Origin of the sequence: Amycolatopsis vancoresmycina (assembly GCF_000716785.1) — a bacterium.
GTDB lineage: Bacteria > Actinomycetota > Actinomycetes > Mycobacteriales > Pseudonocardiaceae > Amycolatopsis > Amycolatopsis vancoresmycina.
Genome location: NZ_JNYY01000002.1, coordinates 55,053 through 76,189, shown reverse-complemented (window position 1 = coordinate 76,189; position 21,137 = coordinate 55,053). Strand labels below are relative to the sequence as shown.

The following is a 21,137-nucleotide window of genomic DNA, read 5'->3' as shown; positions in this document are numbered from 1 at the left end:
CTTCTCAGTAGCGGTAGAACTTCTCCGCGCGGCCCTGCCGCACCAGCTTCAGCCACTGCAGGAACGCCTTCGGGTCCCGCTTCACGCCCACGAAGTACAGGCCGAACCGGACGATCTCCAGCGCGCCGATCTTCCGCATTCCCGGCTGGGACAACAGGTACCCGCGGTTGCGATAGGTGTAGTAGCGCTTGACCTCGTTCTCCGGGTCCTGCGCGTGGAACTTGCCGCCCAGCATCGGCTTGAACTCGTCCGAGCCGTCCGGGTGCAGGTACTTCGTCTTCAGCGACGTGCCGAACGGCAGGCCCGAGCGGGCCAGCCGCCGGTGCAGCTCGACCTCGTCGCCGCGGAAGAACAGGCGCAGGTCCGGCACCCCGACGACGTCCAAAGTGGACGCTCGGAACAGGGCGCCGTTCATCAGCGACGCGATGCCGGGCAGGAAGTCCACGCCCAGCTCGGACTGCGACCGCTTCCACGTCAGGCCGCGGCGCAGCGGGAACGCCAGCTTGTCCGGTGCCTCGATGTTCGACACCACCGGCGAAATCTCCGCCAGGCCCCGCTTTTCGGCTTCCTCCAGCAGGATGGCGAGCACGTTCTCGTCGGCCGGGCGGCCGTCGTCGTCGGCCAGCCAGACCCAGTCCGCGCCCAGCGACAGCGCGTGCAGCATGCCCAGCGCGAACCCGCCCGCGCCGCCGAGGTTCCGGTGCGACGGCAGGTACGTGTACGGCAGCGGGTAGTTCTCGACGACTTCGCGCGCCGAGTCGTCCGGCCCGTTGTCCACCACGACCAGGTGGTCGACCGGCCGGGTCTGGGCCGCGATGACCTTCAGCGAGTCCGCCAGCAGCTCGCGCCGGTGCCGCGTGACGACCACGCCGACGACCGCGCCGTCGGGCAGCTGCCGGGTCTCGCTGGCCATCATTCCCCGCCGTTCGTCGTCGCCACCGGCTCGATGCCGAAGCGGTCCAGGGTTTCCTGGCTCATGTTCTCGAAGGGGTCACGCCCCTTGTACGACGTGAGGACGTCCCGCAGCGAACCGCGTTGCTTCACGTGCCCTTCGTCCATCCACAGGGCCGAGTCGCACAGCTCGAACAGGAACTCGTCCGAGTGGCTGGCGAAGACCAGGATGCCGGAGCGCTTCACCAGGTCCTTGAGCCGGTCGCGCGCCTTGTTCAGGAACGCCGCGTCGACCGCGCCGATGCCCTCGTCGAGGATGAGGATCTCGGGGTCGATCGAGGTGACGACACCCAGCGCCAGCCGCACGCGCATCCCGGTCGAGTACGTCCGCAGCGGCATCTGCAGGTAGTCGCCGAGCTCGGTGAACTCCGCGATGTCGTCGACGCGTTTCTCCATCTCCTTGGCGGTCATGCCGAGGAAGAGGCCGCGGATGATGATGTTCTCCTGGCCGGAGATCTCCGGGTCCATGCCGACGCCGAGGTCGAAGACCGGCGCGATCTTGCCCTCGATCCGCGCGGAACCGCGGGTGGGCTCGTAGATCCCGGCGAGCAGCCGCAGCAGCGTGGACTTGCCGGCGCCGTTGTGCCCGACCAGGCCGACCCGGTCGCCCTCGCGCAGGGAGAGCGTCACGTCGTGCAGGGCTTCGATGATCGGCACCTTGGTCTCGGTGCCGATCTTGCCGCCGACCTTGCCGAGGACCTTCTTCTTCATCGACCGGGTCTTCGCGTCGAAGATCGGGAAGTCGACGAAGGCGTTGTGGACGTCAATGCTGACCATGTGTCACACCCAGTAGGAGACGCGGGCACGGTAGTTGCGCATCGCGACGAGCGCGAGCGCCCAGCCGACGATGGTGATGCAGGCGACGACGATCCAGTTGCCCGGCGTGAACGACTGCCCGAGCAGCGGCGCCCGCACCACCTGCATGAAGTGGTACAGCGGGTTCAGCTGGATGATCGGCAGCACCCAGGAGATGCCTTCGCGCGCCCCGCCGCCGAGGAGCTGGTCCACCGGCCAGACGATCGGCGTGCCGTAGAACAGCAGCTGGATCAGCGAGTTGATCACCTGCGGGATGTCGCGGAAGCGGGTCGAGATGATGCCCAGCAGCAGCGTCACCCAGCCCGCGTTCAGCGCGAGGAGCAGGAAGCCGGGGATGGCCAGCAGGATGTTCCAGCTGAGGCCCGGGTGGCAGAACAGGTTGCCGGTGCAGAGCCCGTCCTTCGAACCCAGCGAGTACGGGTTGTCGAGCGCGCTGAAGAAGATGACCAGCACCACGACGTAGACGATCATGTTGTGCGCCAGCAGCAGCGTCTGCCGCCACACCGTGCGCAGCATGTACACGCTCAGCGGCGCCGGGAGCTGCTTGATCAGCCCCTCGTTCGCGATGAACGTCTCCATGCCCTCGGACAGGCAGCCGCTGATGAAGCCCCACAGGATGAAGCCGGTGGACAGGTAGGGCAGGAACACCTGGATGGGCGAGTGGAACAGCTGCGAGTAGAGCAGCCCGAGCCCGAGCGCGATGACGGCCTGGCTGATGGTGATCCAGAAGGGCCCGATCACCGAGCGGCGGTAGCGCTGCTTGATGTCCTGCCAGCCGAGGTGACCCCACAGCTCGCGGGCGCGGAAACCGGCCTTGATGTCGGCGAAGGCGCGCGAGAACGTCTTGCTGTCCGACGTCGGCGGAGCCGACGTCGCTACGGGTGAGTCTGCGGCCTGAACCGTGCTGGTGGCATGCACGTGGACGAGGGTACCGATGGGTTGTGCGGCGCCCTTGATAGGGCAGTGGCGTCGGGCGGGACCAGGCCCGGCGGGCCAGGGGATAGGGTCGGGGACGGACCGCAGCCACGCAGCGACCCGGAGGTCTCCATGTTCATGCTCGGCGAGCACCCGGTCGGTGCCGACCACCCCCCTCTCGTGATCGCCGAGATCGGGATCAACCACGAGGGCGACCCCAAGAAGGCGCACAAGATGGTCGACGACGCCGCGGACGCCGGCGTCCAGGTCGTCAAGATCCAGACCCACGTCGTCGACGACGAGATGATCCCGAACGACGTCGTGCCCGGCAACGCCGACGAGCCGATCTGGGACATGATGAACCGCGTCGCGCTCACCGCCGAGGACGAGCGCGAGATCAAGGCGCACGCCGAGGAGCGCGGGCTCGTCTTCCTGTCGACGCCGTTCTCGCGCGCGGCCGCCGACCGGCTGGCCGACCTGGGGGTCGAGGGCTTCAAGATCGGCTCGGGGGAGTGCAACAACTACCCGCTGATCCGCCACGTGGCGTCCTTCGGCAAGCCCGTCATCCTCTCGACCGGGATGAACGACATCGCGTCCATCACCCCGGCCGTCGAAATCCTGCGGGCGGCGGGTGTCGGCTTCGCGCTGCTGCACTGCACGTCGCTGTACCCGACGCCGCCGGAGCAGGTCCGGCTCGGCGCGCTCGCCGAGCTGCACGCGGCCTTCCCGGACGCCGAACTCGGGCTTTCCGACCACACGGTGACGATCTACCCGTGCCTGGGCGCGGTCGCGCTGGGTGCTTCGGTGCTCGAACGGCACTTCACGTCCGACATGAGCTGGCCCGGCCCGGACATCCCCGTCTCGTCGACGCCGGCGGAGTTCAAGCAGCTCGTCGAGGGTTCGCGGCTGATCCACGCGGCCCGTGGCGGCTCGAAGCAGATCCTCGCCGAGGAACAGCCGACGATCGACTTCGCGTACGCCTGCGTCGTCACCACCAAGGACGTCGCCGAAGGCGAGACGCTGACCACGGACAACATCTGGGTCAAGCGCCCGGGCACCGGCGAGATCAAGGCGAAGGACTACGAGAGCCTGCTCGGCCGGGCCGTCACGCGGGCCCTGCCGGCGAACACGCAGGTGAGCTGGGCGGACCTTGGCTGAGACCGGGCGGCGTGAGGTCCTCTTCCTCACCGGGACCCGCGCCGACTTCGGGAAGCTGCGGGACGTCATGCTCGCCGTGCAGCGCAGCCCGGTGCTGTCCGCCCGCATCGTCGTCACCGGCATGCACATGCTGCGCAGCTACGGCTACACCGTGCGCGAGATCGAGCTGGCCGGGCTGGAGCGGCTGCACCTGATCCCGAACCAGATCGAGGACGAGCCGATGGCGCTCGTGCTGGCCAACACCGTCCAGGCGCTGGCCCGGCTGGTGCACGAGGAGCAGCCCGCGGCGATCGTCGTGCACGGCGACCGCGTCGAGGCGCTGGCCGGGGCGATCGTCGGGTCGCTCGCCAACGTGCGGGTCGTGCACATCGAGGGCGGCGAGGTCAGCGGCACGATCGACGACGTCATCCGGCACTCGCTGTCGAAGCACGCCCACGTGCACCTGGTGGCCAACGAGACGGCCCGGCGCCGGCTGCTGCAGCTCGGCGAGGAGGAGGACCGGATCTTCGTCGTCGGCAGCCCCGAGGTGGACGTGCTGACGTCCGCGCGGCTGCCCGACCTCGACGAGGTCCGGCGCCACTACGAGATCCCGTTCACCGACTACGGCCTGCTCGCCCTGCACCCGGTGACGACGGAACGCGACCAGAACCGGCGCAACGCGGCCGCGGTGGTCGACGCCGTGCTCACCGACGGCAACTGGGTCGTCATCGACCCGAACAACGACGAGGGCTGCCGCGAGATCCGGGGCGAGCTCGACCGGCTGACCGGCCCCCGGTTCGTGCGCCTGCCCTCGATGCGGTTCGAGTACTTCGTCACCCTGATGAAGCACGCGGCCGTCGTGCTGGGCAACTCGAGCGCCGGCGTGCGGGAGGCGCCCGTGCTGGGCACGCCGTCGGTCACCGTCGGCACCCGGCAGCGCAACCGGGCGATGGCGCCCAGCGTGCTCTCGGTCGAGCCGACCGCGGAAGCCGTCACGGCCGGGATCGGCAAGGCCCGCGCGATGGGCCGGTGCGAGCCGCACACCGAGTTCGGCGAGCCGGGCGCGCACCGCCGGATCATCGACCTCCTCGAGGGCGAGGAGATCTGGCGGCCTTCGCTGTACAAGGCCTTCGTCGACCGTTAGCCGGCGGCGTGCTGCTCGGCCAGGACCAGGTCCGCCGCGGAGTCGATGTCGATCGCCCGCTCGACCGGCACGAACTGGGGCCGCACCTCGGGGATGAAGAACCGCTCGTGCCGGCGCAGGTCGCCGGCGCGGACCAGGTAGATGCCGCCGGTGGGGCGCAGCACGACGGGCAGCGTCTGCCGGGGGGCTTCGAGGTCGGCCCAGTCCCGGACCGGGGCGATCCCGCCGTCCGGCGTCTCCAGGCACACCTTCAGCGGGTGGTGGCCGGCCGACCGGCACATCTGCACGACCGAGCCGGTGGGCCGGCCGGCGTGGATGTCGAGGCATTCGGCGATGTCTTCGGCCGTCCGCAGCGGCGACGTGGGCTGGAGCAGGAGGACGAGGGTGGAATCCGGGACGCCGAGCGTGTCGATGGCGTGGGTGACCGCGGGCAGGGTCCGGCTCGTCGCCTCCGCGAGGTGGGCGGGCCGGTGGACGGTCCGGGCGCCCTCCGCCTCGGCCGCGGCGGCGATGTCGGCGTCGTCGGTGGTGACCACGACGTCGGCGATCCCGGCCGAAACGGCGGTGTGCACGGTGTGCGCGACCAGTGGACGGCCCCGGAACGGCGCCAGGTTCTTGCCCGGCAGCCCCACGGAGCCGCCCCTCGCCGGGACGATGGCCAGCGCGGTCACAGGGGACCCCTTCCGGGTATCGACGGTGGTCTGTCGGCTATTGTCCGTCTGCTCGGCTGCCGCCCGACGGCGGCCCCGGTCACCGATGCCATGGGGGAGCGATGAATCGGACTCAGTTCGCGGACGAAGCTTCCGAACGGCTCGACGACAGCGCCCGCATGCTCCGTGACCTCCTGCTTTCCTACGCGCGCGAGCAGCGCGTCGAGACGATCGCGGTGGTCGGCAACGCGCCGATGCCGCCCGACGCCGGGCGCGCCGCGCTGATCGACGGCAGCGACCTGGTCATCCGGATGACGACGTTCGCGCTGGACGAGCCGGGCGCCCAGCCGGCCTACGGCCACCGCACCGACGTCGTGGTGGTCCACCGCGGGGTCGTCGTCTCGCCGTACACCTTCGCCGACTACACCTCGCGCCTCTACCTGCTGGCCGAGCCGGGCCGGCTGTTCTGGGAACCCGAGACCCTGCCCGACTGGTGGCCGGCGGACCTGGGGTTCGTGCCGATCCCGAACCGGCGGTTCGTGCTGCCGCTGTCCCGGCTCCTCGGCCTCTCGGCGGACGAGCACGTCTGGGCCACCACCGGCACCCTGGTGACGTACATGTGCCGGGAGCTGTTCCCCGAGGCGCTGGTGCGGCTGACCGGGGTGTCGATCGTCGAACGACCCGACCAGACCGACTTCGAGCACGCCTGGGGCAGCAAGGTCGGCGTGACGGCGGAGCACCGGCTGCACGCGGAATCCCGGCTGCTGAGCACTTGGCGTGACTCCGGAAGAATCGAGATCATACAGTGAGTGACATTCACGGGGTGGTTTCGCGGGCGAAAGAGCTCGCCCGCGTGGCGGGGCGGCCGGTGGTCGCGAAGCTGCGGCCGCGGATCGAGAACATCGCGCTGGACCGCATCCGGCCCGAGCTCGACGCGCTGCACTCGGACATCGCCGCGCTCCGCCGGGACGTCGAACACGCCACCAAGGAGCTCGACGGCCACGTGAAGTGGCTCTACGACGAGCAGCGCCGGCTCGCGCCGCACCTCGCCGCGCTGGAAGCGCGCATCGCGGCCTTCGAGCGGCCGGGCTCGGTGGCCCGGATGGCCGAGCGCCTCGAATACGCGCCGGACGAAGCCGAGGAGGTCCGCGCCGAGCACGCCCGCATCCGCGCGCGCCTCGCCGCGATCTCCAAGTACGAAGAGCGGCTGGCCCGCCTCGAAGAGGACTTCGCGGCCAGACGCGAGGTGACGGGCTGAGCACAGCCGCGGCCGCACCGCCCGCCGCGTCTCGGCGGGCGCGTCCGGCGTGGTTGCTGGTGCTGGTCCCGCTGGCGCTGACGGTCGCCTGGACCGGGCTGAACCACGACGTCCGGTTCGTCCTCGGCACGCTGGAGACGGCCGGCCGCGCGGGCCTGTCGCCGTCGGAAGTCTTCGTGCACCGGCCGATGGCGTACCGGCTGGTGCTCGCGCTCGGCGACGTCGATCTGCCGGTCCCCGGCCGCGAGGCCGTCGTGCGGGTGCTGGCGCTGGTCGCCGTGCTGCTGGCGTCGCTGCTGCTGCGCGCCGGCCTGCTGCGCCACCGCCCGGCCCCGGAGGCGACGGCCGTCGCCGCGGCCACGGGTGTCGCGCTGGCGCTGGCCCCGAACTGGGACTTCCTGCAGCCGGAGTGGCTGGCCGCGGTGTTCGCGGCCGGTGCGGTCGGAGCGGCGCTCCGGATCCGGCGGCCGGTGTTCGCCGCGCTCACCGGTGGCGTGCTGCTGGCCCTGACCGTGCTGGTCAAGTACACGACGGCGCCGACCGCGCTGGTCGCCCTCGGTGTCGTCGCGGTGCTCGACCGGCGCCGCGCGTTGCTCACCGGCCTGCTCGCTGTGCCGATCTGCCTGGGACTGTTCGGTTTGACGGTCCTGATCGAGCCGCGGGAGTGGCGGTGGCTCGGGGAGCTCTCCCTGCTCAACGGGGGAAGCCCGCTCAGCCGCGGCTTCGCGGTGAGCGACGTGCGGGCGCTCGTCTCGACGGTGCTGAACGAGGCTTTGGCTGTCCCGATGGTGGCCCTGCTCCCGGTGAGCGTCGCCGTGCTGGCGCGGCTGGCGCCGGGACGCCGGGCGCGCTGGGCGTGGGTGCTCCTGCCCGTGGCGGCGGTCGTCGTCGTGCTCGCGGCCGTGGTACTGCAGGGGCAGTGGTTCCAGTACCACCTCGCGGCGCTGGTCCCGTTCGCCGCCGCCCTGGCCGGGCTCGCCCTGGCCCGCTGGTCGGCCGAGCACGGCGGGCCACCGCGAGCGCTGGTGCTGCCGGGGATCGCGCTCGGCGTCGGCATCCCGATCGTTTCCGCGGCGACGACGGAGTGGCGCCTGGCGCACGGCACGCCCGTCTACGCGGTGCTGGTGGCGGTGGTCGTGGTGGGCGTGCTGGTCGCGCTCAAGGACCGAGGCCGGACGTGGCCGGTTCTGGCGGCGTTGAGCGCGGTGGCGGTGTTCGCGGTGCTGGCGTGGCCGAGCGCGCCCTACTCGTTCGACGCGATCCACGCCGACTACACGAACTCCGAGCGCGTCGCGGCGGCTCACACCGACGAGCGCTTGTTCGCCCCGGTCCGCGCCCGGATCGGCGCGGACGCGCGCGTGGTGTACCTGGCGTTCGGCGACATGGCGTACTTCTTCGGCAACCCGGCCCCCTGCCGCTACCCGGCACCGGTGTTCGTGCAGCGCGGCACGTACCTCCCGGCGGTGCGCGGGCTGGAGAGCTACCGGGAGAACCTGGCCTGCCTGACGCAGCCGGACGCGGAGTACCTGGTGGTGCAGCCGTCCTGGCTGGCGGTGGACCGGCTGCCGCCGGACGTCGCGGCGCAGGTGCGGAGCCGCTTCGACTGCGACCGTGCGCTGCCGGCGGGCGAGCTGACGGTGTGCCCCCGGCGTTGAGGACCGGAGCTGTCCGCGATCGTTCCTAGGGTCGAACCATGACTTCGGAGATCACCCCGTTCCGCGTCGACGTCCCGCAGGCCGACCTCGACGACCTCCGCACCCGGCTGGCCCGCACCCGCTGGCCCGACCAGCCGGCGGCCACCGGCTGGCGCCTCGGGGCGCCGGTGGACTACGTGCGTGAGCTGGCCGAACACTGGCGCACGGCCTTCGACTGGCGGGCGCAGGAGGCCCGGATCAACGGGTTCCCGCAGGCCACGACCATGATCGACGGGACGAAGGTGCACTTCCTGCACGTGGTGTCCCCGGAGCCGGCGGCCGTCCCGGTGCTGCTGACGCACGGCTGGCCGGGCTCGATCGTGGAGTTCCTGGACGTGATCGGCCCATTGACGGACCCCCGCGCGTACGGCGGCGACCCGGCGGACGCGCTGACCGTGGTGGCGCCATCGATCCCGGGCTACGCCTTCTCGGGCCCGACAACCACAGCGGACTGGGACCCGGCCCGGATCGCCCGGGCGTTCGCGGAGCTGATGACCCGCCTCGGCTACGAGCGGTTCGGCGCCCACGGCAGCGACTGGGGCGCGACGATCTCCCGTTCGCTGGCCACCCAGTTCCCGGAGCGGTTGCTGGGCATCCACGTGACGATGCTGGCGTCGGCCGTCGCGCGCACGGAAGCCGACCTCGACGGCCTCGAGGGGCCGGAGCTGGAGCGGGGAAGGCGGTCGCTGGCCAAGGGGACGAAGTTCTCCCGCGAGGGCACCGGGTACGCGATCCTCCAGGCGACGAAGCCACAGACACTGGCGTACGGGCTGCACGATTCCCCGGCGGGCCAGCTGGCGTGGATCGCGGAGAAGTTCCGCTCGTTCTCGAACACGACGGAGGACCTGATCGACCGCGACGACCTGCTGGCCGACGTGTCGATCTACTGGTTCACGCAGACGGCCAACTCCGCGGCCCGCCTGTACGCGGCGGGCGGCTGGGGAGCCCCGGCGCCGGAGAACACGGTCCCGACGGGCGTGGCGGTGTTCCCGGACGACATCGGGCTGCCGATCCGTGCGCTGGCCGAGCGGACGGACCGGATAGTTCACTGGACGGAGTTCCCGAGCGGCGGTCACTTCCCGGGGTTGGAGCAACCGGACGCGCTGATCGGTGACGTCCGCGCTTTCTTCCGGTTCCTGCGCTGAGGAGCGTTCCCCACCACCGCCCGGAGTTGTCCACAGCGGTTGTCCACATCCCCCTCGGTCTGTGGACAACCCCGTGGAACCCTCAGAGGTACTGGCCGGTGCCCGAGATCCCCGGGCCGTGCTCGTGGCCGGGCCCGACTGCACCGGACGGCCCGGCCGGCAACCCCCGCCGCATCTGCTCGAGCTGGACCCGGGCCGCCATCTGCTGGGCGAACAATGCCGTCTGGATTCCGCTGAACAGCCCCTCCAGCCAGCCCACCAGCTGGGCCTGCGCGATCCGCAGCTCCGCGTCCGACGGCGTCGAGTCGTCCGTGAACGGCCGGACCAGCCGCTCCAGCTCGTCCTGCAGCTCCGGCGCCAGTGCCTTCTCCAGCTCGCGGATCGACGTCTGGTGGATCTCGCGCACCCGCGTGCGGGACGCGTCGTCCAGCGGGGCCGCGCGGACCTCCTCCAGGAGCTGCTTGATCATCGTGCCGATGCGCATCACCTTCGCCGGCTCCTCGACGAGGTCGCCCACCGACTCCGGGTGGTCGCCGTCGACGGGGGCTGAGCCCACTGGTGTGCCGTCCGGTCCGACGACCACCACGTGGGGTGAAGAATCCTGGCCCGGGTCACCCGCTGTGAAGTTCGGCTCGGTCATGTGCTCCATCCTGGCTTGCCTTCGACACGCTCCGCGACACCCACGGGGTGTCCGTCTCCGAGCGTAGCCGTAGTCGGGGTTCCCGGTGGCTCTCCACCCAACCCCGGGCGCACGGCGAAACCGCACGTCCGTACGGTGTCCCCATGGCGTTCGACGTCGCTCGTATCCGTGGGCTCTTTCCCGCGCTGGGTGACGGCTGGATTCACTTCGACGGCGCCGCCGGAATGCTGGTACCGGAACAGGTCGCTTCGGCCGTTTCCACGGCGATGCGTGCCCCGGTGTCCGGGCCGGGCGGAGCGTTTCCGGCCTCACAACGCGCGGAAAGCATCGTGACCGCGGCCCGCCGGGCCGTGGCGGACCTGGTCGGGGCCGACCCGGCTGCCGTCGTGCTCGGGCCGAGCGCGCCGGTCATGCTGCGCCGGCTCGTCGACGCGCTCGCCGAGCGCTGGACCATCGGCGACGAAGTCGTCGTGTCCCGGCTCGACGAGCAGGCCAACCTGGCGCCGTGGCAGCGCGCCGCCAAGCGTGTCGGTGCCGTCGTGCGCTGGGGCGAGATCGACATCGAGACCTGCGAGCTGCCCGCGTGGCAGTACGAGCAGCTCGTGTCGGCGCGCACCAAGGCCGTCGCCGTCACGCTCGCCTCCGGGTCCGTCGGCACCCGGCCGGACGTGCCGACGATCATCGAGTTCGCCAAGCGGGTCGGCGCGCTCGTCGTTGTCGACGCCACCTACGCCGCGCCCTTCCTGCCGCTCGACATCAACGCGCTGGGCGCCGACGTCATGGTCGTCTCGGCGCAGGCGTGGGGCGGCCCGTCGGTGGGCGCGCTGGTCTTCCGCGACCCCGAGCTGATCGAGCGCATCCCGTCGGCCTCGCTCGACCCGATGGCCCGCGGCGCCGCCCGGCTGGAGCTCGGCCCGCACGCCTACCCGCTGCTCGCCGGACTCATCGCGTCGATCGACTACCTCTCCGGCCTCGACGACGCCGCCACCGGCTCGCGCCGCGAGCGGCTGGTCACCTCGCTCGGCTCGGCGAAGTCCTACCACGCCGGGCTGCTCGCACAGCTGTCCACGGAACTGCTGTCGCTGCGGCACATCATGGTCATCGGCAACGCCATGCGCCGCATCCCCGCGCTCGCCTTCGCCGTCGCCGGCAAGAAGGCGCCCGAGGTCGCCGAATACCTGGCGACGCAGGGTCTGTGCGCCTTCGCCGACGACGGCACGAGCGGCGTCTTCGCGTCACTCGGCGTCGGAGAAGTGGGCGGCGCCGTGCGGATCGGGCTCGCCCACTACTCCAACGTCTTCGAAATCAACCAGCTGGTGCGGGTCCTCGAAGAACTCCGCTAGGACTTCGCGGCCAGCAGGACCTTTCCGAACACGCTGCCCTCTTCCAGGACGCGGTGCGCGGTCGAGGCCTCGGCCATCGGCACGACCTGGCCGACGATCGGCTTGACCAGGCCGTCCGTGACCAGCGGCCAGAGGCGCTCGCGGACGTCGGCGACGATCGCCGCCTTCTGCTCCAGCGGCCGGAACCGCAGGCCCGCCGCGAACACCGAGGCCCGCTTGCCCAGCAGCGTGCCGACGTTCAGCTCGCCCTTGACCCCGCCCTGCATGCCGATGATCACCAGGCGCCCGTCCTGCTGCAGCGCGTCGACGTTGCGGCCCAGGTAGGACGCGCCCATGTTGTCGAGGATGACGTTCGCGCCGCCGGTCTCCTCGCGGAGCACCTCGACGAAGTCCTGCTCCTTGTAGTTGATCGTGATGTCGGCGCCGAGCTGGCGGCAGCTTTCGAGCCGGTCCGGCGAGCCCGCCGTGACGGCGACCGTCGCGCCGAGGGCCTTGCCGACCTGGATGGCGTGCGTGCCGATGCCGCCGGCGCCGCCGTGGACCAGCAGCACCTCGCCTTCGGTGAGCTTCGCGTGCATCACGACGTTCGCCCACACCGTGCAGGCCACCTCGGGCAGCGCGGCCGCGGTGAGCAGGTCGACTTCGCCCGGCACCGGGAGCAGCTGCCCGGCCGGGACTACGGCCTTTTCCGCGTAGCCGCCGCCGGAGAGCAGTGCGCAGACCTCGTCGCCGACGTTCCAGCCTTCGACGCCTTCGCCGAGTTCCGCGATCGTGCCGGAGCATTCGAGGCCGAGCGTTTCGCTCGCGCCGGGCGGGGGCGGGTAGTGGCCCTGGCGCTGCAGCAGATCGGCGCGGTTCACCGCGCTCGCCGCGACCTCCAGCAGGACCTCGCCGGGGCCGGGCCGCGGATCCGCGACCTCCGTCCACTCGAGAACGTCCGGGTCACCTGGTTCACGGATGGTGATCGCGTACATGTGTCGACTGTATCCCGGGGCGAAACTTCCCGCCGAAAGGCGCATTGACGGACTTCGCATATCGAACAAAGGTGAGCAACCATGTCACTCTTCAGAACGAGAATCCTGCCGCCGGTGGCCATCGCCGCCGGCGCGACGCTGGTGCTCGGCCTCACCCCGGCCGCCGCCGCGAACACCCTTCCCGACGGTCCGGCGCTGGCGAAGCAGCTCGTCAAGAAGGTCGACGTCAACGGCGTCAACCGGCACCTGATCGCCCTCCAGCGGATCGCCGACACCAACGGCGGCACCCGGGCGGCGAGCACCGAGGGGCACAAGAAGTCCGCCGAGTACATCGCGACCAAGCTCGAGGCGGCCGGCTACCAGGTGACCCGCCAGGAGTTCCCGTTCACCTACTCGCAGACCCTCGCCGAGAAGCTGACCGCGGGCGGCCAGAGCGTCCCGGTCATCGCCATGGAGTACACGAAGTCGACGCCGGTCGGCGGCATCACCGCGCCGCTCGCCGTGGTCGCCGTGGACGACACCAGCGGCTGCGAGGCCACCGACTACACCGCGGACGTCGCGGGCAAGATCGCGCTGATCAAGCGCGGCGGCTGCTCGTTCGCGCAGAAGCAGCAGACGGCCGCCGCCGCGGGGGCGATCGGCGCCATCGTCTACAACAACACCGACGGCGCGCTCAACGGGACCCTGGGGGGTCCGGAGAACGCGGCGATCCCGACCGGGGGCGTGACGGCGGCCGCGGGGGCGCAGCTGGCCACGCTCGGCGGGCAGAACGTGACGCTGGAACTGCGGGCCTTCCAGGAGGCGCGGACCAGCTACAACGTCATCGCCGAGACCAAGACCGGGCGCAAGGACAACGTCGTGATGCTGGGGTCGCACCTCGACAGCGTCCCGGCCGGCCCCGGCATCAACGACAACGGCAGCGGCTCGGCGACCTTGCTCGAGACCGCGCTGCAGCTGGGGAGCAGCCCGAAGGTCAACAACGCCGTGCGCTTCGGGTTCTGGAGCTCGGAGGAGTTCGGCCTGATCGGCTCCACCTACTACGTCGACTCGCTGAGCTTCGAGCAGCAGCTCGACATCGCGCTGTACCTGAACTTCGACATGATCGGCTCGCCCAACGCCGGCTACTTCGCCTACGACGGCGACAACTCCGACGGCGTCGGTGCGGGCGCGGGCCCGTACGGCTCGGCGCAGATCGAGAAGACCTTCGTCGACTTCATGCAGGCCGCGCGGGGCGTGTCCCTGGAAGGCACCGACTTCACCGGTCGCTCGGACTACGGCGAGTTCATCGCCGTCGGCATCCCGGCCGGCGGCCTGGACACCGGTGCCGAGGTGCTGAAGACCCCGGCGCAGGCGGCGAAGTGGGGCGGCACGGCCGGCATCGCGTTCGACCCGTGCTACCACCAGGCCTGCGACAACCTGGGCAACATCGACCGGGTCGCGCTGGACCGCAACGCCGACGGTGTCGCCTGGGCCCTCGGCGTCTACGCGACGAGCACCGAGAGCATCAACGGCGTCCAGCCGGGCAAGGCCAAGTCGAAGTCGCTGACGGCGCAGAAGCGCTCGACCCAGCGGTCCCTCACCGCGCACACCGCGGGTGACCCGCACGCCCTGACCGCCTGACCCCCCGGTCGTGAGTGAGAAACAGTGTTAGAACACTGTTTCTCACTCACGACGGGTTGGTCGTCTCAGCCGAGGTTGTTGGTGCCGAAGGTGTCGCAGCGGGCGGGGTCGCCGGTCTGGAAGCCGGTGGTGAACCACTTCTTGCGCTGCGCGGACGTGCCGTGGGTGAACTTCGAGCGGTCGACCTGGCCGCCGCCGAGGTTCTCCTGGATGTAGTCGTCGCCGATGCGGGACGCGGTGTCCAGCGCGGAGTTGATGTCGTCCTGGGTGACGTCGGTGATCAGCGGCTTGCCGCTCTCGGTCGGCGTCGTCGAGGCGTGGTTGCCCCAGACACCGGCGTAGCAGTCGGCCTGCAGTTCCAGGCGCACCGAACCGGACGTCGGGCCGGTGCCGGTGCCCTTGCGCGAGGTGCCGAGCAGGTTCTGCACGTGGTGGCCGTACTCGTGGGCGAGCACGTACGCCTCGGTGAAGAGCCCGCCCTGCGCGCCGAAGCGGGTCTTCAACTCGTTGAAGAAGGACAGGTCGATGTAGACGTCCGAGTCGGCCGGGCAGTAGAACGGGCCGGTGTCGGAGGTCGCGCTGCCGCAGCCGGTGCGCACGCCGCCGTTGAAGAACTTCGTCGGCGCCTTCCGGTAGGTCGAACCGGAGCGGGCGAACTGCTGCGTCCAGTAGTCCTGGACGGAGTTCACGATCGCGACGATCGCGCAGTCGTGGTTCTTGTTGGCGTCCGCGCCGGTCTTGCACTCGCTCGACAGCTTCGAGTTGTCGACCTGCTGGCCGGAGCCGACGCTGCCGAGCCCGCCGCTCAGGCCGCTGCCGCCGGTGGTGACCCCGCCGAGCTGGGACAGCACGAAGTAGATGATCAGCCCGACGACACCGAGCCCGCCGCCGCCGAGCGCCACGCGGCCGCCGATCCCGCCGCCGCCTCCACCGCTTCCGCGCAGGTCCTGGACTTCGGAAGCGTCCAGGCCGGCGTCGTCGTCGAATCTCACCCGCAAATGTTAACGAGCCTGGGTGCGGCCGTCGCGCTGACGGGCGCACCCAGGCTTGTACCGAGGTATGTCTTCTGTCGAGCGGTCGGCCGCTTCCGGGGCCGGCGTTCAGGCGCTGTCGTCACGGCTTCCGAGGCCGTGACCGGATCCAGGCCCGACCGACGCCGTATGCGTGAACGCATGGAAGCCCGCTCAGTAGCTGTTCACAGTCGCGACCAGCCCGTTAGAAGTCCGTTCCGGTCGCGGGGACGCAGCTGGCGGTCAACCGCGAGAATCACCCGCCACGCAACCACCTGACCTCTCCTGGCGGGGAGCCGGGCCGGCACGTCGCCGTCGCCGCGCCGTCTACCCTGGCCGACGTCCGCCGACAAGCAGAATGCGCCTTTCCCGGCCGAGTCTCAACCTTTTCGTAACCCCACCTTCGGGCGAAGTTGGCACGGCATTTTCACCGACACCGAATCGGCCGTGCGCCGCGCGATCCCTTGATCAGCGTTCTAGGCTGTCTTATGAGCGAGGAGCGGCCTGTGCGTTGGTTGGACGATGCCGAGATGGCGGCGTGGCGCTCCTACATCGTGGCGACCCTCCTGCTGCGGCAGCGCCTGCACCGCGAGCTGACCGACTGCCACGACGTGTCGCTGACCGACTACGAAGTGCTCGTGTGCCTGCAGTCCCAGCCCGGCTACCGGATGCGGATGTCGGAGCTGGCGATGTACATGGGGGTGTCGAAGAGCAAGCTTTCGCACCAGGTGGCCAAGCTGGAATCGGCGGGCCTGGTCCGGCGCGCGCGTGACCCGGAGGACAAGCGCGGCGTGATCACGGAGGCGACCGACGAGGGCCTGGCGCTGCTGGAGAAGGCCGCGCCGACGCACGTGGAAGGTGTTCGCGAACACCTCATCGACCTGCTGACCCCCGAGGAGCAGGCGACGATCGCCGTGGCGTTCGAGCGCGTGCAGGCGCACCTGCTGGCGACCGAAGGCTGAACCCGGGCGCCGCGGCGCCCGGGTTCTCAACGCGGTAGCGGTGGGATTCGAACCCACGGAGAGGTTGCCCCCTCGCATGTTTTCAAGACATGTTCCTTCGGCCGCTCGGACACGCTACCCCTGCCCACGAGGGTAGCCGACGCACTCTCGGGCAACCTGGGGCCCGCCGGGGACGTGTTCCCCGCATGAGGCCGCCAGGGGACGATCCGGACGGTGCCCTGCGCCGCAGCGCCCTGGTCGGGGTCTTCGGTGGCTTGCTGCTGCTGGCGCTGCTGCTCGCCGGGGTCTTCGGCGTCAAGACGTACGACCAATCGCGGTCGCAGGTCCTGGTGGGCCGCGTGACGGCGGTGGACGACGGGCGGCAGCGGATCTCCGTGGCCTACACCGTACCGGACGGGAGCCCGGTGACCAGGACCTTCTCGACCCGCAGCAGCAAACGCGGCAGCCACCCGGCGGGGGCGGCGGTCGGCGTCCGCTACTGGCCGACGACTGGCCGGGTCGTCCTCGACGGCGGGCTCCCGCCGGTGGCCGGCCTGGTCGTCGGCGCCGCGCTGCTGCCGATCGCGGCCGCCGGCTTCGTCGTCTCGCTGCGGCGCAACCGCTCCCGGGCTAGCTCCAGCTCAGCGTGAGGGCTGCTCCTTGCGCCCGGCCCGCTTCCGCGGCCGGGGTGCGCGTCGCCGGGTCCAGCGGGTTTTCGCCGACCGCCGCCTGCGATGCCTCGTCCGGGGTGATCAGCGTGACCTCCGCGCCCGCCGCGCGCAGGTCGTCCAGGACCTCCAGCAGCGGCTTCTCCATCGGCAGCGGGGCGTCCGCGCCCAGCGGCGAAACCACCGTCACGCGCGTGTACCCCGTTGCGTAGTCGGCGTTCTCCGCCGACCGGACGCCGCCGTCGACGTACCGGCGGCCCTCGATCGTCACCGCCGGCCAGACGCCGGGGACCGCGCAGCTCGCCGCCACCGCGTCGACCAGCGGGACGCCGGACTCGCGGTCGAACCGGCGGGGCTCGCCGGTCTCCGCGTCGACCGCCACGATCACCAGCCGCTGCGACGGCCACTCGTGCACCGGCAGGCGCGCCTCGATCACCGCGCGCCGGTCCGCTTCGGACACCGTTTCGGCCGCCAGCGCCAGCTTCCCCACCGCGCGGCGCACCTCGGCCGGGTCGCTCGCGCCGGTGACCGCGCCGCCGAAGTCGGCGGCGAACTTCTCGAAGTCGATTTCGGCCGGGATCTCCGCGGTCTGGAGCGCCGGGTCGGCCTGGCGCGCGTACAACTCGGCCAGCGGACGGCCGCTCGCCACCTGCGCGGCCACCACCGACCCCGCCGACGTCCCGACGAGCAGGTCCGCGCCCGTCAGGTCCTGGCCGTGCTCGGCCAGCCCCGCCAGCAGCCCTGTCGTCCACGCGATCCCGGCGACTCCGCCGCCACCCAAAACCAAAGCCTGTCCACCCATGCGACCAGGCTAGCGAGGAGGTCCGACAATTTCCGGCGCACAGCGTGACCCGCAGCCCCGTGGTTCAGGGCTGGCGCAGGGCTTTCGCCGCGATCCGCGCCCGCACCTCCGGCCGCCGCAGCGGCGGGACGGTCGACGGCGGCTGGCGGCGCTCCGGCAGCTGCTCCAGCAGGCGGGCGGTGATCTCCGTGATCTCGGCGACCGCCGCCTCGAAGGGCTCGCGCGTGGCGTCCGAAAGCGCCTGCACGCCCGTCACCTTGCGGACGTACTGCCGGGCCGCCGCTTCGATCTCCTCGCCCGTCGCGGCCGGCTGGAGTCCCCGCAGGGTGGTGATGTTTCGGCACATGCCGCCCAGGGTACGTCGCTCCGGAGCCCTCGATCACACGGTCGGGTAGGGCCGGGCCGTCGTCGTTGACGCCCGGACCAGCGCTGGGCAATGTCGGGGTAGTGCCTCTCAGACCGCGTCCCTTCCGCTCCGCCCGCGCCGAACCCGGCATCCTCGAAGACGAACTCCCGGAAACCCCGATCCCGGAACAGGCGTGGCCGCGCGTGCGCGCCGACGAGCTGGTCACCCTCGTGGCACACGTCTTCGCCGCCCACGGCCTCCCCGAAGTCCGCGCCCGCATCGCGGCCGAAGCGCTCTGCCACGGCGATCTGACCGGTTCGCCAGAAACCGGCGTCGCCGACCTGACCCGCGTGCACCTGCCGATGCTCGAGGACGGCCTCGTCGTGCCGCACGCCGAGCCGCTGATGATCGCCGACCGCGGGGCCGCCGCGCTGATCGACTACCGCCGCGCGCCCGGGCTGTGGGCGGTCGGCGACGCGATGGACCGGGCGGTGACGCGGGCCGGCCGCTTCGGCGTCGGACTCGTCTCGATGCGGGGGATCGGGCCGTTCGGCCGCGCCGGGCACCACGCCGCGCGGGCCCTGCCGCACGCGATGATCGGGCTGGTGCTCGCCGCGGGTGGCGAGCCCGGCTCCCCGGTGAACCCGCTCGGGATGGCCGCGCCCGGCGGGGCGTACCCCGAGTTCGTCTTCGACATGGACCGCCCCGGCTCCGAGGCCGCCGGGCTGACGCTGCTGGTCGAGGTCCTCGCCGGGGTGCTGTCCGGCGTCGCCGACCACGAGCACGACACCGGCCTGCTGGTGCTGGCGATCGCGCCGACGACGCTGCGCAGCGCCGACGGCTTCTACCGCGCCGCGAGCGCGTTGTTCGGCAGCATGCTGGGCTGGGAAGGCGGCGCGCCGATCCGCTACCCGGGCTGGCGCGAGGCGCAGCACCTCGAGCAGTGCCGGGCCCTCGGCGTGCCCCTCGCCGGGCCGGTGCGCCGCGAGCTGGACACCCTCGCGGCCTCGCTCGGCCTCCCGCCGCTGACCAGCGTCGGTTAGTGCACCAGGACGACCTTGCCGCGGTCGGGGCCCACCGCGACGACGTCGCCGTCGGTCAGCTGGCGGCCGCGGCGGGTCTCGACCTCGCCGTTGACCGTGACCTCTTCGGCGTCGAGCAGGTCCTTGGCGTGGGAGCCGTCCTCGGCCAGGCCGGCCAGCTTGAGGAACTGGCCGAGCCGGATCGGCTCTCCGGTGATGGGTACGTCGACGGGCTCGCTCATGCCCCGCATCATGCCGCCTCAGGTGCGGGCGGTCGTCTGCCGGTAGAGCGCGAGGACGTCCGTGTCGAAGTAGCTCGAGTACGACGTGTCGGCGTCGTCGCCGCCGGACTCGAAGCCGCCGATGACGCCGATGACCGTGCCGAGCCGGGTCTTCGGGTTCTGCTGGGTGACCCACGGGCCGCCGCTGGTGCCGGTCGGGAAGCCCGCGCAGTCCACCCGCAGCTGGAAGGTGTCCTGCTTGCTGGTGGTGTTCTGGCAGACCGCCGGGACGTCGGAGTCGTCCGGGTAGCCGGTGAGCGTGATCGGCTGCTCGAACGCGGTACCGGTGGCCAGCAGGTTGGCGCCGACCAGGCTCTCCAGCGTCTTCGTCGTCCCCGCCTGGTGGGCGGTGGCGAAGCCGACGTCGAGGTCCGGGTCCGACGAGGAGCTCCAGCCGGCCGCGACCCGCTCGTCCGACACCGTCCAGTAGCCGAACGGCGCGATCCCGTCGTGGTAGGCGGGTGCGAAGGTGAGGCCGGTGAAGTAGCCGCCGCCCTCGCCGTCGTGGATGCAGTGGGCCGCGGTCAGCAGCACGTCACCCTGCTCGCTGTGCACGACGCTGGCGGTGCAGTAGTGCGCCCCTTCGGCGAACAGCGCGCCGACCGCCGGGCTGGACACCGCGGGCAGGTCGCGCGCCGGGGTCGCTTCGACCGTGGCAGTCACCGGCGTCGTCGCTTCCGCGGGCTGGAGCTGCCGGACGGTGGCGGCGACCACGACACAGGTGACGCCGAGCAGGACGATCGCGGCGAGGGTGAGCAGAACGGCCGGCCGCCGCACGTACATCGCCTCCTCGTCTTCGGTGCTGTCGACCACATCACCATAGGACGACGCAGCGGCACAATCAGCACACCCACAGCAAGCTCACAGCCGCTAGCATTCGCTACTCAGGAGTAACCACCGGACGGCGGGAGGGCCGATGAAGCGGTTCGCGGACAAGGTCGTGGTGATCACCGGAGCGGGTTCGGGCATCGGCCGCGCCCTGGCCTGCGAGTTCGCCCGGCGCGGCGCCCGGGTCGCGCTCTCCGACGTCGTGACCGCGAACGCGGAAGAGACGGCGAAGCTGGCCGGCGGCAACGCCCGCGCGTACACCTTGGACGTTGCCGACCGCGCCGCCGTGCTCGCGCACGCCGACGAGGTCGCCGACGAGTACGGCCGCGTCAACGTCATCGTGAACAACGCGGGCGTCGCGCTCGGCGCGACCGTCGAGGAGATGACGTTCAAGGACTACGACTGGCTGATGGGCGTCAACCTCGGCGGGGTCGTCAACGGCACGAAGGCGTTCCTGCCGCACCTGATCGCTTCCGGCGACGGGCACGTGGTCAACATTTCCAGCGTGTTCGGTTTCGTCGGCGTGCCGACACAGAGCGCGTACAACGCGGCGAAGTTCGCCGTCCGCGGATTCACCGAAGCGCTGCGCGAAGAAATGCTGATCGCGCGGCACCCGGTCGCGGTCAGCTGCGTGCACCCCGGCGGGATCAAGACGAACATCGTGCGTAACGCGCGGAGCATCGCCGACGACCAGGAAAAGGCCGCGCAGGGATTCGAGCGGATCGCCCACACCACACCGGAGAAGGCGGCGCAGACGATCCTGCGCGGGATCGAGCGGAAGTCGGCACGCATCCTGATCGGACCGGACGCTTACGTCATCGACGCCATTCCGCGGGTGCTCGGCTCCGCTTACCAGCGGCCGCTGGCGGCACTCGCGCGGCTCGGGCTCAAGCAGATGGACGGCTGAGGCTTTCACTCAATGGAGTTGCGTTTCGGACAGGACCGTCCGAAA

Annotated in this window: 23 protein-coding genes and 1 tRNA gene; 12 read left to right on the top strand and 12 right to left on the bottom strand. The window is 71.2% G+C overall.

The window, feature by feature from the left end:
- Nucleotides 1-4: 4 nt before the first annotated feature.
- The 3 genes from glfT1 to wzm are packed head-to-tail and all read right to left on the bottom strand — an operon-like array spanning nucleotide 5 to nucleotide 2,685.
- On the bottom strand, nucleotides 5-913 hold the full coding sequence (glfT1, locus tag OO60_RS05900; protein ID WP_004560761.1) for a galactofuranosyltransferase GlfT1: 909 nt from the start codon (nucleotides 911-913) through the stop codon (nucleotides 5-7).
- A complete protein-coding gene (wzt, locus tag OO60_RS05895; protein WP_004560760.1) occupies nucleotides 913-1,728 on the bottom strand; it encodes a galactan export ABC transporter ATP-binding subunit Wzt/RfbE in 816 nt (271 codons plus the stop codon). The genes glfT1 and wzt overlap by 1 nt, the downstream gene beginning before the upstream one ends.
- A 3-nt stretch (nucleotides 1,729-1,731) precedes the next feature.
- Nucleotides 1,732-2,685: a galactan export ABC transporter permease subunit Wzm/RfbD gene (wzm, locus tag OO60_RS05890; RefSeq protein WP_004560759.1), complete on the bottom strand. Its 954-nt coding sequence runs from the start codon at nucleotides 2,683-2,685 to the stop codon at nucleotides 1,732-1,734.
- 129 nt (nucleotides 2,686-2,814) lie between these two features.
- Between wzm and OO60_RS05885 the strand changes: the two genes are divergently transcribed.
- Both OO60_RS05885 and neuC read left to right on the top strand, forming a co-directional pair.
- On the top strand, nucleotides 2,815-3,840 hold the full coding sequence (locus OO60_RS05885; protein WP_004560758.1) for an N-acetylneuraminate synthase family protein: 1,026 nt from the start codon (nucleotides 2,815-2,817) through the stop codon (nucleotides 3,838-3,840).
- Nucleotides 3,833-4,963, top strand: coding sequence for a UDP-N-acetylglucosamine 2-epimerase (neuC, locus tag OO60_RS05880; RefSeq protein ID WP_004560757.1), 1,131 nt, complete (start codon nucleotides 3,833-3,835; stop codon nucleotides 4,961-4,963). Before OO60_RS05885 ends, neuC begins: the two co-directional genes overlap by 8 nt.
- Here the strand turns inward: neuC and OO60_RS05875 are convergent.
- Nucleotides 4,960-5,634, bottom strand: a complete 675-nt coding sequence (locus OO60_RS05875) for an acylneuraminate cytidylyltransferase family protein (protein ID WP_004560756.1) — start codon at nucleotides 5,632-5,634, stop codon at nucleotides 4,960-4,962. The two genes, neuC and OO60_RS05875, sit on opposite strands and share 4 nt — an antisense overlap.
- 101 nt (nucleotides 5,635-5,735) lie before the next feature.
- On the opposite strand from OO60_RS05875, the gene OO60_RS05870 reads away from it, so the two are divergent.
- Genes OO60_RS05870 through OO60_RS05855 form a run of 4 tightly spaced genes read left to right on the top strand, consistent with a single transcriptional unit; the run spans nucleotide 5,736 to nucleotide 9,710 of the window.
- The gene (locus OO60_RS05870) at nucleotides 5,736-6,422 is read left to right on the top strand and encodes a hypothetical protein (protein WP_004560755.1); all 687 of its coding nucleotides are present in this window, start codon (nucleotides 5,736-5,738) and stop codon (nucleotides 6,420-6,422) included.
- Nucleotides 6,419-6,871 (top strand): hypothetical protein, encoded by a 453-nt coding sequence (locus OO60_RS46345; protein WP_004560754.1) that lies wholly within the window; start codon nucleotides 6,419-6,421, stop codon nucleotides 6,869-6,871. The genes OO60_RS05870 and OO60_RS46345 overlap by 4 nt, the downstream gene beginning before the upstream one ends.
- 59 nt (nucleotides 6,872-6,930) lie before the next feature.
- Nucleotides 6,931-8,526: a hypothetical protein gene (locus OO60_RS05860; protein WP_033260987.1), complete on the top strand. Its 1,596-nt coding sequence runs from the start codon at nucleotides 6,931-6,933 to the stop codon at nucleotides 8,524-8,526.
- Between the two features lie 38 nt (nucleotides 8,527-8,564).
- Nucleotides 8,565-9,710, top strand: a complete 1,146-nt coding sequence (locus tag OO60_RS05855) for an epoxide hydrolase family protein (protein WP_004558818.1) — start codon at nucleotides 8,565-8,567, stop codon at nucleotides 9,708-9,710.
- 82 nt (nucleotides 9,711-9,792) lie between these two features.
- Here OO60_RS05855 and OO60_RS05850 read toward each other — a convergent pair whose 3' ends face one another.
- A complete protein-coding gene (locus OO60_RS05850; protein WP_033260986.1) occupies nucleotides 9,793-10,359 on the bottom strand; it encodes a bacterial proteasome activator family protein in 567 nt (188 codons plus the stop codon).
- A gap of 134 nt (nucleotides 10,360-10,493) precedes the next feature.
- Here OO60_RS05850 and OO60_RS05845 point away from each other — a divergent pair, with 134 nt between their 5' ends.
- Nucleotides 10,494-11,693, top strand: a complete 1,200-nt coding sequence (locus OO60_RS05845; protein WP_004558816.1) for a cysteine desulfurase-like protein — start codon at nucleotides 10,494-10,496, stop codon at nucleotides 11,691-11,693.
- Here the strand turns inward: OO60_RS05845 and OO60_RS05840 are convergent.
- Nucleotides 11,690-12,667, bottom strand: coding sequence for an NAD(P)H-quinone oxidoreductase (locus OO60_RS05840; protein ID WP_004558815.1), 978 nt, complete (start codon nucleotides 12,665-12,667; stop codon nucleotides 11,690-11,692). The two genes, OO60_RS05845 and OO60_RS05840, sit on opposite strands and share 4 nt — an antisense overlap.
- An 81-nt stretch (nucleotides 12,668-12,748) precedes the next feature.
- Between OO60_RS05840 and OO60_RS05835 the strand changes: the two genes are divergently transcribed.
- Nucleotides 12,749-14,287 carry a M28 family metallopeptidase gene (locus OO60_RS05835; RefSeq protein ID WP_205624246.1) on the top strand — a complete coding sequence of 513 codons (1,539 nt, stop codon included), beginning with the start codon at nucleotides 12,749-12,751 and terminating at the stop codon, nucleotides 14,285-14,287.
- A 65-nt stretch (nucleotides 14,288-14,352) separates the two neighbouring features.
- Here OO60_RS05835 and ypfJ read toward each other — a convergent pair whose 3' ends face one another.
- Nucleotides 14,353-15,279: a KPN_02809 family neutral zinc metallopeptidase gene (gene ypfJ / locus OO60_RS05830; protein ID WP_004558813.1), complete on the bottom strand. Its 927-nt coding sequence runs from the start codon at nucleotides 15,277-15,279 to the stop codon at nucleotides 14,353-14,355.
- Nucleotides 15,280-15,785: 506 nt separating this feature from the next.
- Here ypfJ and OO60_RS05825 point away from each other — a divergent pair.
- The gene (locus tag OO60_RS05825; protein WP_205624245.1) at nucleotides 15,786-16,259 is read left to right on the top strand and encodes a MarR family winged helix-turn-helix transcriptional regulator; all 474 of its coding nucleotides are present in this window, start codon (nucleotides 15,786-15,788) and stop codon (nucleotides 16,257-16,259) included.
- A 32-nt stretch (nucleotides 16,260-16,291) separates the two neighbouring features.
- Here OO60_RS05825 and OO60_RS05820 read toward each other — a convergent pair.
- A tRNA-Ser gene (locus tag OO60_RS05820) sits at nucleotides 16,292-16,378 on the bottom strand.
- 66 nt (nucleotides 16,379-16,444) lie between these two features.
- Here OO60_RS05820 and OO60_RS05815 point away from each other — a divergent pair.
- Nucleotides 16,445-16,888: a hypothetical protein gene (locus tag OO60_RS05815; RefSeq protein WP_004558811.1), complete on the top strand. Its 444-nt coding sequence runs from the start codon at nucleotides 16,445-16,447 to the stop codon at nucleotides 16,886-16,888.
- Here the strand turns inward: OO60_RS05815 and OO60_RS05810 are convergent.
- A complete protein-coding gene (locus OO60_RS05810) occupies nucleotides 16,869-17,708 on the bottom strand; it encodes a patatin-like phospholipase family protein (RefSeq protein ID WP_051767642.1) in 840 nt (279 codons plus the stop codon). The two genes, OO60_RS05815 and OO60_RS05810, sit on opposite strands and share 20 nt — an antisense overlap.
- Before the next feature lie 64 nt (nucleotides 17,709-17,772).
- Nucleotides 17,773-18,054, bottom strand: coding sequence for a DUF2277 domain-containing protein (locus tag OO60_RS05805; protein ID WP_004558809.1), 282 nt, complete (start codon nucleotides 18,052-18,054; stop codon nucleotides 17,773-17,775).
- 101 nt (nucleotides 18,055-18,155) lie between these two features.
- Here OO60_RS05805 and OO60_RS05800 point away from each other — a divergent pair, with 101 nt between their 5' ends.
- Complete coding sequence (locus OO60_RS05800; protein ID WP_004558808.1) at nucleotides 18,156-19,097, top strand: Ldh family oxidoreductase; 942 nt, start codon at nucleotides 18,156-18,158, stop codon at nucleotides 19,095-19,097.
- Here OO60_RS05800 and OO60_RS05795 read toward each other — a convergent pair.
- Both OO60_RS05795 and OO60_RS05790 read right to left on the bottom strand, forming a co-directional pair.
- Complete coding sequence (locus OO60_RS05795; RefSeq protein WP_033260983.1) at nucleotides 19,094-19,318, bottom strand: RNA-binding S4 domain-containing protein; 225 nt, start codon at nucleotides 19,316-19,318, stop codon at nucleotides 19,094-19,096. The genes OO60_RS05800 and OO60_RS05795 overlap by 4 nt on opposite strands.
- Before the next feature lie 18 nt (nucleotides 19,319-19,336).
- Nucleotides 19,337-20,140: a trypsin-like peptidase domain-containing protein gene (locus tag OO60_RS05790; RefSeq protein WP_033261081.1), complete on the bottom strand. Its 804-nt coding sequence runs from the start codon at nucleotides 20,138-20,140 to the stop codon at nucleotides 19,337-19,339.
- A 133-nt stretch (nucleotides 20,141-20,273) separates the two neighbouring features.
- On the opposite strand from OO60_RS05790, the gene OO60_RS05785 reads away from it, so the two are divergent.
- The gene (locus OO60_RS05785; RefSeq protein ID WP_004558805.1) at nucleotides 20,274-21,092 is read left to right on the top strand and encodes an SDR family oxidoreductase; all 819 of its coding nucleotides are present in this window, start codon (nucleotides 20,274-20,276) and stop codon (nucleotides 21,090-21,092) included.
- Nucleotides 21,093-21,137: the final 45 nt, after the last annotated feature.